This is a genomic window from Polaribacter sp. 20A6, assembly GCF_011378915.1.
GTDB lineage: Bacteria > Bacteroidota > Bacteroidia > Flavobacteriales > Flavobacteriaceae > Polaribacter > Polaribacter sejongensis.
This window is the reverse complement of the sequence record NZ_WTPZ01000002.1, coordinates 58,111-76,963: the sequence shown is the minus strand read 5'-3', so window position 1 is coordinate 76,963 and position 18,853 is coordinate 58,111. Positions and strand designations below refer to the sequence as shown.

Genomic DNA, 18,853 nt, shown 5'->3' with positions numbered 1-18,853 from the left:
TCTAAAAAGGATTAAATCTTGTCATACTGAACTCGTTTCAGTATCTCAACTTACTGAAGTTTAGACTTCATAAGAATCTGAAATAAATTCAGATTGATAAAAAAAGGCTTTCTAGACAACCTCTTTTTATTGCACTAATAAGTCTTTTATCTAGCATTAGACGATATATACTTCTAAGCTTCAAAATAAATATCGTTATTTTAAATACTGCAACATTTGTTACCCCTAATTGATATTTATAGGATCTATTAAGAATGCTATAATTGATACATTTGTAAGGAAACCCATGTCCGTAGGTAATATGGATAGTAAAAAATGTATTACAAATGAGATTTAAAAATTTTTTTAAAAGACCTTTCGTTTTATGTATTCTTTTATTTTCAATAGGTACCTTATTTTCAAACGACCTAAAATTAGGCTCGCTTTTTCAAGAGCACATGGTATTGCAGAGGAATATGCCTATTCAGGTTTGGGGGAAATCTTTACCAAATAGCTTAGTAAGTATTCAATTAAAAAATAAAATAGTAACTGTTTATGCAGACGAATCTGGAGCATGGAAAACAACATTACCAAAATTTAAAGCTGGCGGACCATATAAATTTGAAGTAACTTCCGGTGAAGAATCGATCAATTTTACAGATATTTTGATTGGTGAAGTTTGGGTTTGTGCTGGGCAATCTAACATGGTAGTGCCACACGCAAACATTCCTGAAGTTCACAAATTAGATGCTCTTGCAAAAAATATTCGAACTTTTGAGGTTCCAAGAACGGTTTCGTTTTCAAAGGAAGAAAATATACAAAATGGAGTTTGGGCTTTAAAAAACCCATCGAGTGCGACGGCAATGACGTTTTCTTATTTCTTACAAAAAAACGCAGATGTGCCAGTTGGTATTATTTTAGCAGCATGGGGTAGTTCTTCTCTAGAAGGTTGGTTGCCTAAAGATATAATAAAAGAGTTGCCGCATTTTAAAACAATGATGGAAACTTTTGATGCAAATGAGACAAAACAGCAACGTATAAAATCAATTTTAAGCTCTAAAGAAAAAAGACAAAGAAAAGATGATATTTTTTTAAGAACACAACCAAATGTTATTTACAATGCCATGATGCATCCTTTAATTTCATATTCATGCAGAGGTATTGTATGGTATCAAGGAGAGGCAAATGCAAAATCTAAAGAAGACATGTTACAATATCGTAAAACATTTCCTTTTTGGGTAGATTATTTAAGAACTCAATGGAAACAACCTTCTTTAGAATTTATTGTAGTAGCACTTCCGGGATATATTGGTAAAAAAAATAAAAAACCTCGTTTTGATGCAGAAAATCCTACAGAAGACTCTTGGGCTTGGATGCGTGAATCTCAATATTCTTTTGATAAAATTAAAAATGTACAAGTAGTTACTACTATAGATTTAGGAGAAGCTTTTAATATTCATCCAACGGACAAATTACCAGTTGGAAAAAGAATTTCGCTTTTAGCAGAAAAAGCGACTTTACATAAAAAAGGGTTGGTTGATGGACCAAAATTTAAAAGTTATAAGGTTCGTAAAAATGAAATCAGTATTAAATTTTCTGATGCTAAAGGATTAAAAACGAAAGATGGATCTTCTCCAAAAGGTTTTTGGGTTTCAGATAAAAATGAAAAGTGGCATCAAGCGGAAGCAGTCATCAAAGGAAAAAAAGTAATTATTAAAGCAAAAGGAGTGGATGTTCCTGTACATGTACGTTATGCTTTTGCGGCAAAACCAATGGTAAACCTTGTAAATAAGATAGGCTTACCAGCAAGACCATTTAGAACGGATAAATTTAAAAATTAAATCATCATATATAAAATGAAAAATTACATAATTAAATCTTTAATCTTAGCAACTATTTTTAGTTTAAGTAGTTGCGCAACAAGTCATAGCCAGAAAAAGGAGGTTAAAAAACCTAACATTCTATTTATTTTTTCTGATGATCAAAGGGCAGATGCCTACGGAGCTAGTGGTAACGGTTATATAAGTACACCTAACATTGATAAACTTGCAGAAACGGGTACGCGTTTTAAAAACACGTATGTTATGGGAGGAAATCAAGGAGCAATTTGTGCACCTAGTAGAGCGATGTTAATGAGTGGTAAAAGTCTTTTTCATGTGTATGAGAAATTAAAAGGAGTTACTACGATGCCTATGTATTTTAAGCGTTATGGTTATGAATCTTTTGGTACCGGTAAATGGCATAATGAGCCTTCTGCTTTTGAAGCCAGTTTTGATAAAGGTAAAAATGTAATGACTATGGGGATGACAGATTATTTTAGTGCTCCTGTTAGAGATTTAGATGCTAATGGTAAATTAACAAAACCTGTAAAAAAAGGATTTACAACAGATATTTTTGCAGATTCTGCAATTGATTACTTAAATAATTATGCGAAAGAAGGTACAGAAAAACCATTTTTCTGTTATGTAGCTTTTAATGCGCCTCACGACCCTAGATCTCCAAGAGAAGATTATATAGGAATGTATAAAGAAGAAGCAATTCCATTACCAGGAAACTTTAAAGGATGGCATCCTTTTAAGTTTGATAATATGAATATTAGAGATGAAACGCTAGGTCCTTGGCCAAGAACTCCAGAATTAATAAGAGAATCTCTTGCAGATTATTATGCGTTAATAAGTCATATGGATAATCGTATTGGAGATATTATTCAAACATTAAAAGACCAAAATTTATTTGACAATACCATTATTGTTTTTGCTTCGGATAACGGATTAGGTTTAGGAAGTCATGGTTTATTAGGAAAACAAAACTTGTATGAACACAGTACAAAAGTGCCTTTAATTATTAGTGGACCAGGAATTACTAAAAATGAAAAAAGTGATGCATTGCTTTATTTGTTTGATATTTTTCCAACATTATCAGATTTATGTGAATTACCAAATCCAACTACTACAGACGGACAAACATTTGCTCCTTTATTAAAAGGAAAAGAAATGGAAACTCGTAAATCTTTATATACCGTTTACAGAAATACAGTAAGAGCTGTTAGAACAGATGAATGGAAATTAATTAAATACCCAAATCAGAATTACCAACAATTATTCAATTTGAAAAAAGATTCTATAGAAATAAATAATCTAGCAGACAAACCAGAATACAAAGCTAAAATTGCTGAGTTATCTAACCTAATGGAAGATTGGTATAAAACTACAGATGATACTGCAAACATGTCTCCAGAAAAGATTTTACCAATGGAGTATGATTACACAAAATTAAAACAAGTACCAGATAAAAAACAACCAAAATATACTTTAGACAAATATTTTAAAGGAGTAGACTTAAAAAAGGTTAAAAAAACAAATCACTAAAACATATTTCTCATGATAGATAGAAGAAAATTTATGCAACTTTCTGCATTAGGAGCAGCAAGTACATTTTTAATGACAGGCTGTAAGGGGTTAATTACAAATACTAATAATAATGTGCCTCTTTATTTAAATGATTATAAAGATACATATGCAACCGATCCGCGTAAAGCGTCTATAGATTGGTTTAAAGATGCTAAATACGGTATGTTTATTCATTATGGTTTGTATTCTATTTTAGGAAGACATGAGTGGGTTATGTATAATGAAAAAATTCATGTTGCCGAATACGCAAAATTAAAAGACCAATTTACTGCCGAGAAATTTGATGCAGATTTTATAACAGATTTGGCATTAGAATCTGGTATGAAATACATTAACTTAACTACACGTCATCATGATAGTTTTTGTTTGTGGGATACTCAATACAGCGATTTTAAAAGCACCAATTCTCCAGCAAAGAGAGATTTAGTAGCAGAATTGTCTGAACAATGCAACAAAAAAGGACTTGCCTTTTTCTTATACTATTCTCATGGTAGAGATTGGCAACATCCACATGCACCAAATAACGATAAATGGGGAGGAGCTGCAAGACCTAAATATGCAACAAAAGAACCCGCTTATAAATATGGAGAAGAGCATCATTTAGAAAAATATTTAGAGTTTATGAGCAATCAAGTAGATGAGTTGTTAACCAATTATGGACCAATTGCAGGTATTTGGTTAGATGGGTATGCAACACCAGCATCAGGAGATAGAAGCAAGTTTAAATTACAAGAATTGTATGATTTAGTGCACGCTAAACAACCACAAACTTTGGTTTCTTATAAACAAGGTATGATTGGTACAGAAGATTTTTTAGCGCCAGAACATAAGTATAGAAATGAAGGAGAGCCAAAAACACCATTAGAAATTTGCGATCATTTACAACGAAAAGGTTGGGGATATATGAAAACTCAAGATGGTAATCATAAACATAAAGAAGAAGTAATTGCAATGCTTAAAAAAGCAGCTAGTTATCCTGCAAATTTATTATTAAATACGGGTCCATTACCTTCAGGTGAAATGCACCCAGAAGATGTAAAGGTTTTACGTGAAGTTGGTAAAGAAATTAGAAATAGAGGTTGGGATAATATTCTAAAAGCTTAATTTTTTTTATGTGTTAAATTAACCTTAAAGTTAGTTTTATTGCTTAGTCATAATTTGCGACAAAAATGCATCAGGATATCCAAATCCCCTATTTTAAGGGGAAATATCATTAAAAAGCAACATTTTGAATCCCTATATGAGAAATTTTATTCTTAATAATATGTTAATTTTGTTTATCGATTAAATGTTTATCTAATAACATTGTGAATTAAGTTAGCAAAAAATAAAAATTAGCTGTTTTTATTTTTTAAAATAAGGAACAATTATTTGGTAAATAATAATCAAAAAAAAAGCAAATTAAACTTTTAACTATTATGATTGTGAGATTTCAATATTCTATTAATTCAGAAAATTTAAATTTATGAAAAAACTCAATTTATTATTATTATTAATATCCATTTCTTGGGGCTCTTTTTCTCAAGATATAATTAAAGGTATTGTAAAAGATTCTGGAGGAATACCTTTACCAGGAGTTAGTGTGGTCGAAAAAGGAACACAAAACGGAACAAGTACAGATTTTGATGGTGTATACCAAGTTAAGGTATCTCCAAATGCTACTTTAGTTTTTTCTTACCTAGGTTTTAAAGAACAAGAAATTAAAGTTACCGGACAAGCTAGTTTAAATGTTATAATGAAAGAAGACACCGAAAGTCTTTCTGAAATTGTAATTATTGGTTATGGTCAACAGAAAAAAGAAAGTGTTTTAAGTTCTATTAGCCAAGTTAAAGGTGCGGAGTTACTAGAAACAGGGTCTCCAAATATTGCAAATGCCCTAAGTGGTATTGCACCTGGTGTAAATATCGTTCAATCTTCTGGGCAACCAGGAGCCGATGACGGTCAGATTTTTATACGTGGTAATTCAGATCCATTAATTTTAGTAGATGGAGTAGAAATTGTGGGTGGTTTTTCTAATATAGATCCTAGAGATGTAGAGTCTATAAGTATTTTAAAAGATGGTGGAGCTACTGCTGTTTATGGTATTAGAGGTGCAAACGGGGTTGTTATTATTACAACTAAACGTGGTAAAATAGGAAAGCCTATTGTAAGTTTTACAAGTGAGTATACTGTAAAAACTTTAAGTGAAGAACCAGATGTATTGGGTGCTTATGATGCTCAAAGTGCATTTAATGTAGGTATTTTAAACGATAAAGCTTATGATAAAGGATATTCTTCTGCAACAGATTTAGCGCATTGGAAAGATGGAGATTTACCATACATTTATGCAGATACAAATTGGGCAGATGCTGTATTAAGGAATTCAGCATCAAGTTTTAATCAAACAGTTTCTGTACGTGGTGGTACAGATTTTGTAAAGTACTATGCATCTGCAGGGTATTTAAGTGAAGGAGATATTTTTAAAACAGTTAAATATCATAACTACAACCCAGAGTATAGTTTTGACAGATATTCATTTAGAGCAAATCTAGATTTTACAATTTCTAAAACTACACAATTAAAAACAAGTGTTAGTAGTCGTTTAGAAGATAGAAATGGTGCTGGTAGTGGTACTAATGGAGGTAAAAGTCCAGATGTTTTACAAGTATATAATTTGGCACCAGGTAGTGTTCCTTCTATTTATCCAGCAGAGGTTATGGAACAATATCCTGATCCATTATTTCCAGGACTGGTAGAAGAGAGATTTAGTGCTGATAATATATATAGTACTATTAATAATAGTGGAGCAACAAATACTCAAAAAACAGTATTTTCTATAGATTTTGAATTAGATCAAAAATTAGATTTTATAACCAAAGGATTAAAATTTGTAGGTAAGTACAATTATATAAGTACCTATACTTCTCAAAGAAAAACTACTTTTGCTAGTACCTTTTTTCTAGGGAGACCAAATCTTTATTTTTTAGATAGAAATGGAGAATGGAGTGGTTTAGATGGAGATAATGTACAAGAACCAGTTGAATATAATGTAGGTAATGAAAGTGTTAATTGGAATAGTGAAATTGCTTATGTAAATGCACGATTGGCTTATAATAGAAGTTTTGGTTTGCATAATGTTACAGGTTTAGCTCTTTTTAGTAGAAATAAAAAAATAACAAATACAGATTTTCCTTATTATAGTGAAGATTGGGTTGGGCGTGCAACTTATAATTATGATGCTCGTTACTTTTTTAGTGTAAGTGGTGCTTATAATGGAGATGAAACTTTTTATACAGGAGAGCGTTTTCAATTCTTTCCATCTGTAGAAGTAGGTATTAATTTAGCCAAAGAAAAATTTGTAAAAGATAATATCCCTGCACTTAACAACTTTAAGGTAAGATATTCTTACGGACAATCTGGTTCTAAATCTGGTTTGGGTACAAATCGTTGGCAATATTTAAGTTTTTATGACTACGGTACAAGTAAGGCATCTCAAAGATTAAATTCTAGATATTGGTTTGGAGAAGATATAAACAATAGAATTACAAGTATAGAAGTATCTCAGTTAGGAAACACATCTCTTAGTTGGGCAACTGTTACCAAACAAAATATTGGGGTAGATTTTGGTTTATTCAAAAATAAAATATCTGGTGAAGTAGATTTCTTTAAAGACAGTAGAGTAGATTTAATAAATAGAATACAAACAGTACCGGGTTATTTTGGTTCTGATGCAGCTTTGCCTTTTGCAAATATTGGAGAATCTGAGAGTCATGGTGTAGATATTTCATTAACCTATAAGAATACAACTTCTTATGGATTAAAATACTCTATTACTGGTGGGTATGGTTTTTATGAAAACAGAATTCTTGTAAGTCCTTCTGATGGTGAAGGTACACCAGAATATGCTAAAATTGCAGGAAAACCAAGTGGGTCTCAAGCATTAATACAAGCAGATGGTTTTTTTCAAAACATAGATGAATTGGTTAATTACCCTATAATTGCAGGGAATCCTGGTTTGGGAGATTATAGATATATAGATTATAATGCAAACGGAGATATAACTGCTGGTGTTTTAGAAGATCAAGTAAGGTTCGATTTACCAAAATCGCCTAAAAATAGTTATAGTCTTAAAATGAATTTTGCATACAAAGGTTGGTCTTTAAGTGCTTTAATTAATGGAGTAGAAGGGCACAAAGGGCTTATTAATGGTAACTTAGCATATCTATTACCTAATAGTGTTGCTTCTGGGCTTACAGAACAATTAGATTATTGGACACCTACAAATACAGATGCTAAATACCCAGCATTACACGCTGCTACAGACCCAAATAGATCTTCTGTACATTCTTCTAGAATAGTAGATTTAGATTATATTAAATTAAGAAGTCTTAATTTAGGGTATACTTTTGATATGAGTAATTCTAAAACCATTAGTAATTTAAAATTATATCTAAATGGTAGTAATTTATTTACAATTACCAATTTTATATATGGAGATCCAGAAGGGAATAGTCCAGGAAGTTATCCTATTTTAAGAAGGTTTAATCTTGGACTTAATATTAGTCTTTAAAAAATTTAACGATTATGAAAATAAATAAATATATAGGTGTTTTATTAATAGTTACGCTTTTCTTTAGTTGTGAAGCGTATCTAGATAAAGAACAAGATTTTGAAGGTTTGCAAGAAGAAGATGTCTTTGGTGATATTCTTACGGCAAAATACTTTTTAGACGGAGCTTATGGTAAGTTAATTACAGATGTAAGTGCAAAGGGTAATTCTGCAGATTATTTACCAGACATGACAATGTCTGGAGAAGGATATCCAGGAAGATTAAATAATAATGTCCCAGAAATATATAATTATTACGCTCAAGGAGATTATTTAAGTTTAATGAACTGGAATAAGAACAATGGTCAAGCTCCAAATTTTGTAGTTAGATATTATGAGGCTTGGAAAGGGATTAGAATTGTAAACAGCTTTCTAGAAAATGTAGAGTTAATTACAAATAGTAACGAAGAAGAAATAAATGGTCTTAAAGGACAAGCTTATTTTTTAAGAGCCTTCTTTTACCACCTTTTAACCAAACGTCATGGAGGATTAATTTACCTAAAAAATAATTTAGATCTTAATGCTCCTCTAGATAGAGCAAGAGAAACGTATGCAAGTAATTATGCCAACATTATAGAAGATGTTAATATGGCTATAGATTTATTACCTATTAGCTGGAAATCAGAAAATGTGGGTCGTCCTACTAAAGGAGCAGCAATGGCTTTAAAATCTAGAGCTTCCTTATTTGCGGCGAGTCCATTAGTAAATACAACAAATGATAAACAGGCATGGATAGATGCTGCAACCGCAGCTTCAGACTTAATAAATTTTGCTAATAATAATGGTTTATATGCGCTTGCAGATGCTAGTGCAGCGGCTAGTTTAGATGTTGGGCATAATGGAGCAGATTTATTTGTTTCAGAACCAGAAGCATTGAAGCCTTATAGAAATATTTTTGTGGGCCCAGGTATCTCTAAAGTAATACCAAACGAAGTTATTTTTATGGAGGTAAATCAGTCAATTATTGCAGCTGGTGGTTTCGTTCATCCAGAACCAAGACTTGCCTTAACAGTTGGTTTTGATATTATTAAAGGAAATGGTGGTCCAATGAATGTTGGTGCAACTGCTAATTTTATTGCTAAGTATGAAACTAAAAATGGTTTGGCAATAGAAGATGATCCATCGTATAACCCACAAGAACCTTTTATTAATAGAGATCCTAGGTTTTATAATGATATTTTATTTGATGGTGTACCTTGGAAGGCAACAAGTGCAGGTGCAGTAAACAAAACAGGTTTTACAGATTTGGCTTTTGTTAATGAACAAGGTAAAAGAGGTTTAGATTTAGTAGATCCAACAATTGCAGGAGCTTTGCTTTGGAAAGTGAGAAACACAACAGGTTTACGTATTAGAAAATGGATACCTAATGGTCTTAACTGGAGAGGTGGATGGAATGGAGATTTCGATTTTCATATAAATAACAACATCTTTAGAATGGCTGAAATTTATTTAAACTATGCAGAAGCTGCTAATGAAGCGTATGGCCCAGGTGGTGTAGCTCCAGGAGCAAGTTTATCTGCTTTAGATGCGGTTAATAAAATTAGAAATAGAGTTGGTATGCCAAATGTAAATGCAACTTATGCTGGTTCTACAGATAAATTAAGAGAACGTATTAGAAATGAAAGAGCTATTGAGTTAGCGTATGAAGGGCATCGATATACAGATATGAGAAGATGGAAAACGGCACATTTAGATGAAAACCAAAAAGTAGAGTTTTTAGAAATGCGTTGGCAAGGAGAAGAATCTTCCATATATCCTACTGGTTTTAGTTATGATTATGTGGATCAGGCTGATAAAAGAAAAACATTTACAGACAGACATTATTGGTGGCCAATTCCAAGTTCAGAATCTGAAGTTGCTCCATCATTTACTCAAACAACAGGCTGGTAATTATTTTTTCTAGATAAATTATAAAAAAACAAAGGCATAGTAATTATTTTATTTCAATAAGAAATAGATATATATAACTTAAAACAATAAAAAACGGATGAAACTAACTTTAACAGAATTAAAAGTTTTTATTTTCTGCTTAATTAATACAGTAGCTATTAATATGGGTGTTGCTCAAAACACCCCCTTAAATAGTATAGCTGTACAAGATTCGCTACAAATAAAAAGTAATGACGAGATACTTGAAACTCCATTCGGAACTTTCAATCTAAGTCAAACAACAGGGGCTGTTTTTAGAATTTCTGGAGACGAACTTAGAAAAACAACTGGAGATAATCTTGCGGAGGCATTAAGAGGAAGAATACCTGGTTTAAGAATTGTAAGAGGTTCTAATACACCTGGAAATAACGGAGGGTATTCTTTTATTTTAAATGGAGGAACACCTTATGTTTTGGTTGATGGTCAACCAAGAGGATTACAAGTAGATTTAAGAGAAGTAGAAGAGGTATTGGTACTTAATGATGCTACGTTTAACTCTCTTTTAGGTAACTTAGGAGATAACGGACTTATTTATGTAGTAACTAAAGGAGGTAAACCAGGTAAACCAACTATAGAAGTAGGGTACCAAAGAGCAATAAATAAATCTACAAGATTACCAAATTTATTATCTGCTTCAGAATATGCAAATGTTATTAATAGAGCAGCTAATAATGATGGTTTAGCAGCTGTTTATAGTGCAGATGCTATAGCAGCATATCAAAATGGATCTGACCCAATTAAATATCCAAATGTAGATTATCAAGATACTTTTTTAAATGATTTTTCTAGTTCTAATTTTGCTTCATTAAATATTTATGGAGGTACAGAAGATGTTTCTTATAGTGCTTTTATAGGATATTCAGATTGGCAAGGTTTAGAAAAAGTAGGAACTCAAATAGATGGACGTGACATTACTTTTAGAACTAAAATTAAAACACGTATGAATGATTTAATTTCAGCTCATGCAAGTGTTTATGGTAAATTTGGAGAAAATAAAAGACCAGTTATAGGCGCAGATGATACTTTTAATAGAATTTCTAGTACACCTTCAAATGCTTTTCCTTTACAGGTAGAAGATTCTTATATTGTAAGTAATCAATTTGGAAATAGCTTATTATCAGAATTAGAAAACGGAGGTTCAAGAACAGATTATTCTGCGAATATGATTTTTGATTTAGGTTTAGATTTTGATTTTAAAGAATATGTTCCTGGTCTTAAATATCAAACTTATTTAATGATGAGAACAAATAATTCTCAAGTATTACTTACAAATAACAGACCAGAATTAAATACTATAGAATATTTAGAGGATATACAAGGTAAAGATTCTTTAGCATTAAAATTACATACAACAGAACTTATAGATCTTTCAGTTGGTAGAAATTCTAGTGGAATACAAAGGATTTTTACATATGCTGGTAATTTTAGTTATGTAAAAAAAGGAAGAGAAGGTGTTTTAAACCTTAACCTTAACCACATGTTGTATTATGAACCAAATACAAATTCATCGAATCCAGATAAACGTAACCTAACATTTAACTTAAACGGATCGTATGCATTACGAGATAAATATATCATGTACGCAAATATGAATATGAGTGGTAGTAATAAATATATAGGAAGCAATAGAACAAAGCTTTTTCCTACTATGGGAGTTGCTTGGGTAGCCTCTAATGAAAATTTCTTAAAAGATAGTGATGTTATAGATTACTTAAAATTTAGAACTTCGTATGGTGTTGTGGGTACAGAATATACTGCTTCTTCTTATTATTTTCTAGATACTTGGTCAGGTGGTAAAAATAATGGAACAGCTTATTTTGGAAACAATACTGCAAGTCAAGCTTTATATGGGTATAGTTTATCTCAAGTAGGAAATAGTGATTTAGATTGGGTTGTTTACAATCAACAGTTTGTAGGTTTCGAATTAAAAATGTTTAAAAAATTAAGTTTAGATTTTAATTATTTTAACATAGAAATAAACGGTCAAGTTATTAAAGCAGGTGAGTTATACGCAGATGCTTTAGGAAACGATGTTTATTTACCACAAATAAACTATACAGAAAGAACCAACAAAGGTTTTAATGCAAACTTTACGTTTAATGATAAAGTAGGAGAATTCAATTATTATATAGGTGCAAATGCAGGATATAATAAAATTACGAAAGATAAAATTTCAGAAGTTCAACATTTAGAAACGTATAGATTACAACAAGGACAAGCAGACGATAATATAATGGGTTATATTAGTGATGGACTTTTTACTGCTGATAATATTGGAAGCGCTTTACCTCAATTTGGTACTGTACAGATTGGTGATGTTAAATATGTAGATCAAAATGGAGATAATGTTATTGATGTAAGAGATCAAAGAAGTATTGGGAATAGTACTCCAAGATTAAACTACGGAATTAGTTTAGGTGCAGAGTATAAAGGATTCAATTTTGATGTTGTAGGTATGGGAGTAGCTGGTTATGATATGAACATGAACTCTATGGCTTATTATACACATTATGGTTTAGGTAGTTATTTTGGAAGTGTAAATAACGCTTTACCTAATGGTAATGCAAACCCTAGACTTAGTACAAGTAAGAGTTTAAATAACTATGTAAATTCAGATTATTGGACTTTAGATGCAAGTTACTTTAGAATATCTAATTTAGAATTTGGGTATACATTACCTCAAACGCTCTTGTCTAAAAGTGCTTTAAAAAACGTTAAATTATTTTTAAGAGGTAATAATTTAGCATTATTTAGTAAAATGAAAGATTTAGATCCAGAGGATATTAGATCTGGTGTTTATGAATACCCTATGATGAGAACTTTCGTTTTAGGAGCTTCTATAACATTTTAATAAAAGATAATGGTTAAAAAATATAAAAACATGAAATTAAATAATAATAAAATATTAGTAATTTTAGCCTTGTCGCTTTCTGTGTTTGGATGTAGTGATTTTTTAGATGATCCAATTCAATATACAAGTGAAGAGGAAGTTATAGATATGAGATTAAATTCTCGTGGTTTAGTAGAAGATATTTATACAGATTATGCATTTAAATATTTTGAAGATTTTTCTGTAGAATATTTAACAGATAATGGAGTATTAAATTCTGGTGAAACAAATTTAGCAACTGGTTATTGGGGGCCAACAAGTAACCCTTATAATTATGTATGGCAACAGTCTTACAATAACATCAGACAAGTATACCAATATATAACATTGGTACACGATATTGGTCTTCCAGTGTTTGCAGAAGAAGGAGATGAAGTTAGAAACGAGAATGTAATTAGAAGGTATTACGGAGAAGCGCACTTTTTAAAAGCTTGGGCAGAATGGGATTTACTTAAAACTTTTGGAGGTCTTGCTACAGACGGACAGATGTTAGGTTTTCCTATTGTAAACGGCATTTTAGAAAATGAAGCATATGCTACTTTAAAAAGAAATACTTATGATGAATGTGTAGCTCAAATTATAAAAGATTTAGATGTTGCTATAGAATATCTGCCTCTTACTTATAAAGGTAGTGATCTTGGATTAACCGCAACAGAAACTGGTAGAGCAAGTGGTTTAGCAGCGTATGCATTAAAGGCTAAAGTAGCATTAATGGCGGCAAGTCCTGCTTTTAATCTAACTAACGATCTAACAAAATGGGAGTTAGCAGCAACGTATGCACAAGAAGTAATTGTTAAAAACGGTGGTTTAAAAGATTTAAAGGCTTATAATTTTAGTAACGTAAATAATCCAGATCATATTTGGAGGTTGCGTACTGGTGAAAAAAATAATAGTTTAGAAAATCGTTTATATCCTCCAACTTTATACGGTCAAGGAGAGGTAAATCCTTCACAAAATTTAATAGCAGCTTTTCCAGATGCAAACGGATATCCAATTACAGATGCAGCAAGTACTTTTAATGCTGCAACACCGTATGCTTCTAGAGATAAAAGATTTTATAAGTTTATATTTTATAACGGAGACCAATGTTTTGAGTCTGAAACATGTTCAGATTATAGTCCTTTAGAAACGTATGAAGGTGGTTTAGATAACTTTGGTGGTTTTATCCCTAATGAAGGAACTAAAACAGGGTTTTATTTAAAAAAGTTTTTAAGTAATTTAGATTTCGATCCATCTTCTATAGATGCTACAACAAATCTTCCTAAAATTTATGTTCAACTAGGGCTTACAGATATCTATTTATCTTATGCAGAAGCAGCAAATGAAGCTTTTGGTCAGCCAAATGCAGTACCAGCAGGTTTTAATTTCTCTGCTAAAGATGTTTTAGCAAAAGTAAGAAAAAGAGCAGGTTTTAATACGGATCCTTATTTAGATATTACTGCAGCAAATAGTGATGACTTTAGAAAATTAGTTAAAAACGAAAGACGTATAGAGCTTTGTTTTACAGCAGAGAGATTCCATGATTTAAGAAGATGGAAAGATATTGTAAACATAGAAAATGTAGAAGGTGTAAGTATTACAAAAAATGCAGATGATACATTTACGTACCAAAACAAAATGGTAGAGGAAAGAGCGTACGAAGCTAAAAATTACTACTTACCTTTGCCTTATTCAGAGTTATTATTAAACTCTAACTTAAAACAAAACCAGGGATGGTAAAAAATTTAAAAACAAAGATTATGAATAAAAGCAAGTTAACAACTGTTACCCAATTCTTAATGTTGGTAATAATTGCAGGATTAGGTTTTTCATCTTGTGCCTACGACGATTTTGTAGAAAATGAATTTGAATATACATCTGTTTATTTACCTTATCAACAAATAGACAGAACCTTTATTATGGGCGAAGGAATGCGCATAGGTGTAGGGGCTGTTTTAGGTGGTAGATTAGAGAATAATGAAGATGTAGAAATTACATTTTCTTTACAAGACGATTTAGTAAATGATGCTGGTTTAACAGTTTTACCAAGTACGCATTATCAACTAGTGGATGCAGATGGAAACCCAGCAAATAACAAAATTACAATACCAGCAGGTAGTGTTCAAGGTTTTGTATATGTAAAAGCAGATTCTATTAATTTTCTTGGAGACACGGGGTCTTTAGGTAATAAATATGCTTTAGGTTTTCAATTAGACAATGTTGTAAAAGCAGATTCTATTTTATCTAATTTAAAATCTACCATGATAACATTTACTTATATAAACCAATTGTACGGTAAATACATTCAACAAGGTAGCTATGTAAAAGACGATGGAACAAGTGTAGAAACAGTAACATATTCTGGCGTTATAACAGATGAAATAGAATTAACTATGGCAGCACCTAAAACATTTGTTTATAACGGGCTTGCAGAGTTTAGAGGAGGAACACAAAAAATGCACGTTATATTAGCAGATGATAACACAATTACTTTAGAAAGTATTGCGGGTTCTGTTGCTATTATAGATGATGGAGGTTCTATTTACAATCCAGACACAAGAGAAATAACACTTAATTATTCTTTTGATTATAATGGTGCAAATTATAAAGCTTCGGATGTTTTAGAGTTTAGAAACAGAATTGTAGATGGTGTAAATCAAACAGAAATTTAATATATTTAAGTTTCAATTGATTATAATAACAAAAAAGGCCAGTATGTATATTGGCCTTTTTTTTGTGCAAAATAGTTTTAATAAAAAAGAAATTTAAAACGAATTACCTAAGTGCAATTAAGATGAAGTTGGTTTAATGTATATGTTATCAGTTGTTTATGGTTTTATGTAATTCTAAGAGAAATAAAGTTTATCAAATAGAATTGTTGTATAAAATGATTCAAAAATTATAGGTGTTGTCAATGCGCTAAGTTGTATTTATAGGTATTAATGTTTCGTTATAAGTATCATTTATTTTTTACACTTTGGAGTTTTTCGAATGCAAAAGGCTTCTTTATGTAACATTTGTACCCCTTAAGTTGGAAAATGAAAATTTAAAAATGATTTAGCTTTGTAATATTCAATTAAATTATATCACATGAAAAAAATTATTCTAACCACCTTATTTTGCCTTACCTATTTAATGTCTAACGGGCAACAAAAGAAAATATGGGATGAAACCGAGCAAGAAAAAACAGAAAGATTAGCTTGGTGGACCAACGATCGTTTTGGAATGTTTATCCATTGGGGAGCTTATTCTCTTGCAGCTAGACATGAATGGGTAAAAACGCGTGAAAAAATTTCTGATGAAGACTACCAGAAATACATAGATAATTTTAATCCTGATTTATACAACCCGCAAGAATGGGCAAAATTAGCAAAAGCAGCAGGAATGAAATATGCTGTAATTACCACAAAGCATCATGACGGGTTTACGTTATTCGATTCTAAATACACGGAATATAAAGTAACAAATACCCCGTATGGTAAAGATGCCATAAGGGAATTTGTAGATGCTTTTAGAGCTGAAGGAATAAAAATTGGTTTTTACTATTCAATTATCGACTGGAAACATCCAGATTACACTATTGATAGAATACATCCATTAGCACCAAAAAACGAGAAAGAGTATAAAACTATCAATAAAAATCGTGATATGGGTGTTTATCGCGAATACCTAAAAAATCAAGTTACAGAAATTTTAACCAATTACGGACAAGTAGATATGCTTTGGTTAGATTATTCAATTCCTGGAAAGCACGGAAAAAATAAGGACGATTGGGGTTCTGTAGAATTAATGAAACTAATTAGAAAACTACAACCAGGTATTATTGTAAATGATAGATTAGACATACAAGATTATGCTGGTGGATGGGATTTTACAACACCAGAACAATTTAAGGTAACCGAATGGCCAACGTATGAAGGTAAAAAAATTCCTTGGGAAACCTGCCAAACATTTAGTGGTTCTTGGGGATATTATAGAGATGAACTTACATGGAAAGATAATAAGCAACTATTAGTATTATTAATTGAGTCTGTGAGTAAAGGAGGTAATGTGTTGTTAAATGTTGGTCCAACAGGAAGAGGAGAAATAGATTATCGAGCGGAGGGTGCCTTATTAAAAATGGGAGATTGGATGAAATATAATGGACGTGCAATTTACGGATGTACACAAGCCCCAGAAGAATTTGAAACCCCAGAAAACTCTATTTTAACCTATAACCCAACTACGAATAGACTTTATATTCATTTAATAGATTATCCATTACAAAACTTTACCTTAAAAGGGATGAAAGGAAAAATAAAGTACGTTCAGTTCTTGCATGATATGTCAGAAATTCAAATTAAAAATCCTCATGGAGCTTGGGGGAAAAAAGACTTGGCAGCGCAAGATGTAAACTTAAGACTTCCTGTTACTAAACCAAATGTTGAGATTCCGGTAATTGAAATCATTTTAAATTAAAAATATAAAATAATGAAAAAAGCAATTTTTACAATTTTAGTGCTGGTTTGTTGTGTGAATATCAACGGACAAAACCATACATCTGAAATCTACACAAATGATATGGATTATGTTCTAGGAGATGCTAAACAAGCATTTATTCAAGATAAAATTAAAACAAAAGAACAAGCAGATAATTTATTACAAGGTTTTATCAATCTTAAAGTTAATGGGATTCGTATTCCTATTTATGCCGAAGGATTGAACCCTAACAAAGAAATGTTCGATTATTTCTATACAATTGCTGTAGAAGCAGGTTTTCCAATTTTTGCAAATCCTGCACAATCTAGTGGAGGTCATAGAATAGCCTGTGGTGTTTTAAATACTACAGAAAGTTTATGTGATGTTAAAAATGATGCAAATGCAACTAATATTTTAATTGAAAGAATAAAAGACTTCGCTGCAGAGTATAAATGTAAATGGATTAATGCTTTTAATGAGGATGGAAGAACTAATAACCCTTGGACTCCTAGTCAAATGAATACTATTTATTCTTCTCTTTACAATAATGTAAACGGAGCAGAACTAATAGGTTCTTGTGCTTGGGGAATTCCTGCAAGTATAGATGTTATGAACAATACCAATATAGAAGATTATATAACAGTTGCAGCAACGCATAATTTAGGTTTTAATCATTCTTCTTGGCCAACATTTATCAATTTAGCAAAAGCAAAAGGATTGCCAGTTTGGGATTCTGAAGTAAACCATAACGATGCTAAAGGAAACGGTACTCGTTTAGAAAAAGCATTAGAATATAAAGTAGATGGTTTGGTAATGTACAATTTATGGAATAGCATTAATTTAACCGATGGTTCTGTAAAATCTAGTGGAGAAACTTTGATGGCATTGTATTTAAAGCCAGAAGCAATACCAGAAAATATTGCGCTTACGGGTACAGCTACACAATCTTCTACAAATCCACAGTTTAACAAACCAGCTTCCTTGGCAATAGATGGCGATACAAACGGTAATTATGGTAGTGGTTCTGTAACAGTTACAAATAATGAAGAAAACCCTTGGTGGCAAGTAGATTTGGGTACAGAACAAAAAATTGGTGAAATTAAAGTGTTTAACAGAACAGATGCATGTTGTGCTGATAGAATGTCTAACTTTACAGTATCTGTTCTTAATAGTGCAGGAGTATCACAGATTTCCCAAACATATACAACACATCCAAATCCTTCAATTACATTTGATGCAGGTGGTGCTCTAGGACAGATTGTAAAGGTTCAATTAAATATTACACAGGCATTAACTTTGGCTGAGGTACAAGTTTTTGCACCGGACGCACCTTTGTCTACAGAAAACCATCTAATTAGCAACGTAAATATTTATCCAAATCCAGTTGCAGATAAATTAGTTGTTTCAGATCCAGATGCTGTATTTAATCAATTTACAGTTTATAATATAAATGGACAGGTAATTAAAAGTGGTAAAATTTCTTCGGAAAAAGTTGAAATTAATACAGTTAAATTTTCTAAAGGAATTTATTTTATAAAATTAGAAGGAGTAAAATCTTCTGAAACACATAAAATAGTTAAAAAATAAGTTACTTATTTAAATAAATATAGCAGCATCTAAA

General features: G+C 31.3%; 10 protein-coding genes. All 10 read left to right on the top strand.

All coding sequences use genetic code 11. From position 1 onward, the window contains the following. Positions 1–326 precede the first annotated feature (326 nt). The 10 genes from GQS57_RS04130 to GQS57_RS04085 all read left to right on the top strand — a co-directional run bounded on the left by GQS57_RS04130 (position 327) and on the right by GQS57_RS04085 (position 18,819). Entirely contained in the window at positions 327–1,820 is a 1,494-nt protein-coding gene (locus GQS57_RS04130; protein ID WP_165731326.1) for a sialate O-acetylesterase, read from the top strand. A gap of 15 nt (positions 1,821–1,835) precedes the next feature. Further along, positions 1,836–3,347, top strand: coding sequence for a sulfatase-like hydrolase/transferase (locus tag GQS57_RS04125; RefSeq protein WP_165731325.1), 1,512 nt, complete (start codon positions 1,836–1,838; stop codon positions 3,345–3,347). A gap of 12 nt (positions 3,348–3,359) precedes the next feature. Beyond that, positions 3,360–4,493 carry an alpha-L-fucosidase gene (locus GQS57_RS04120; protein WP_165731324.1) on the top strand — a complete coding sequence of 378 codons (1,134 nt, stop codon included), beginning with the start codon at positions 3,360–3,362 and terminating at the stop codon, positions 4,491–4,493. A gap of 361 nt (positions 4,494–4,854) precedes the next feature. Further along, a complete protein-coding gene (locus GQS57_RS04115; protein WP_165731323.1) occupies positions 4,855–7,938 on the top strand; it encodes a TonB-dependent receptor in 3,084 nt (1,027 codons plus the stop codon). Positions 7,939–7,952: 14 nt separating this feature from the next. Beyond that, positions 7,953–9,866, top strand: a complete 1,914-nt coding sequence (locus GQS57_RS04110; RefSeq protein WP_165731322.1) for a RagB/SusD family nutrient uptake outer membrane protein — start codon at positions 7,953–7,955, stop codon at positions 9,864–9,866. Positions 9,867–9,963: 97 nt separating this feature from the next. Next, a complete protein-coding gene (locus GQS57_RS04105) occupies positions 9,964–12,756 on the top strand; it encodes a SusC/RagA family TonB-linked outer membrane protein (RefSeq protein WP_165731321.1) in 2,793 nt (930 codons plus the stop codon). A gap of 30 nt (positions 12,757–12,786) precedes the next feature. Further along, the gene (locus GQS57_RS04100) at positions 12,787–14,514 is read left to right on the top strand and encodes a RagB/SusD family nutrient uptake outer membrane protein (RefSeq protein ID WP_165731320.1); all 1,728 of its coding nucleotides are present in this window, start codon (positions 12,787–12,789) and stop codon (positions 14,512–14,514) included. Between the two features lie 20 nt (positions 14,515–14,534). Further along, positions 14,535–15,446: a DUF1735 domain-containing protein gene (locus GQS57_RS04095; RefSeq protein ID WP_165731319.1), complete on the top strand. Its 912-nt coding sequence runs from the start codon at positions 14,535–14,537 to the stop codon at positions 15,444–15,446. Between the two features lie 418 nt (positions 15,447–15,864). After that, on the top strand, positions 15,865–17,232 hold the full coding sequence (locus tag GQS57_RS04090) for an alpha-L-fucosidase (protein WP_165731318.1): 1,368 nt from the start codon (positions 15,865–15,867) through the stop codon (positions 17,230–17,232). A 12-nt stretch (positions 17,233–17,244) separates the two neighbouring features. Beyond that, positions 17,245–18,819: a T9SS type A sorting domain-containing protein gene (locus GQS57_RS04085; RefSeq protein WP_165731317.1), complete on the top strand. Its 1,575-nt coding sequence runs from the start codon at positions 17,245–17,247 to the stop codon at positions 18,817–18,819. Positions 18,820–18,853 lie beyond the last annotated feature (34 nt).

What these genes read in the sequence shown, in the direction of transcription:
- GQS57_RS04130 (WP_165731326.1), top strand. Translation starts at nt 327, where the DNA reads ATGAGATTTAAAAATTTTTTTAAAAGACCTTTCGTTTTATGTATTCTT.
- GQS57_RS04125 (WP_165731325.1), top strand. Translation starts at nt 1,836, where the DNA reads ATGAAAAATTACATAATTAAATCTTTAATCTTAGCAACTATTTTTAGT.
- GQS57_RS04120 (WP_165731324.1), top strand. Translation starts at nt 3,360, where the DNA reads ATGATAGATAGAAGAAAATTTATGCAACTTTCTGCATTAGGAGCAGCA.
- GQS57_RS04115 (WP_165731323.1), top strand. Translation starts at nt 4,855, where the DNA reads ATGAAAAAACTCAATTTATTATTATTATTAATATCCATTTCTTGGGGC.
- GQS57_RS04110 (WP_165731322.1), top strand. Translation starts at nt 7,953, where the DNA reads ATGAAAATAAATAAATATATAGGTGTTTTATTAATAGTTACGCTTTTC.
- GQS57_RS04105 (WP_165731321.1), top strand. Translation starts at nt 9,964, where the DNA reads ATGAAACTAACTTTAACAGAATTAAAAGTTTTTATTTTCTGCTTAATT.
- GQS57_RS04100 (WP_165731320.1), top strand. Translation starts at nt 12,787, where the DNA reads ATGAAATTAAATAATAATAAAATATTAGTAATTTTAGCCTTGTCGCTT.
- GQS57_RS04095 (WP_165731319.1), top strand. Translation starts at nt 14,535, where the DNA reads ATGAATAAAAGCAAGTTAACAACTGTTACCCAATTCTTAATGTTGGTA.
- GQS57_RS04090 (WP_165731318.1), top strand. Translation starts at nt 15,865, where the DNA reads ATGAAAAAAATTATTCTAACCACCTTATTTTGCCTTACCTATTTAATG.
- GQS57_RS04085 (WP_165731317.1), top strand. Translation starts at nt 17,245, where the DNA reads ATGAAAAAAGCAATTTTTACAATTTTAGTGCTGGTTTGTTGTGTGAAT.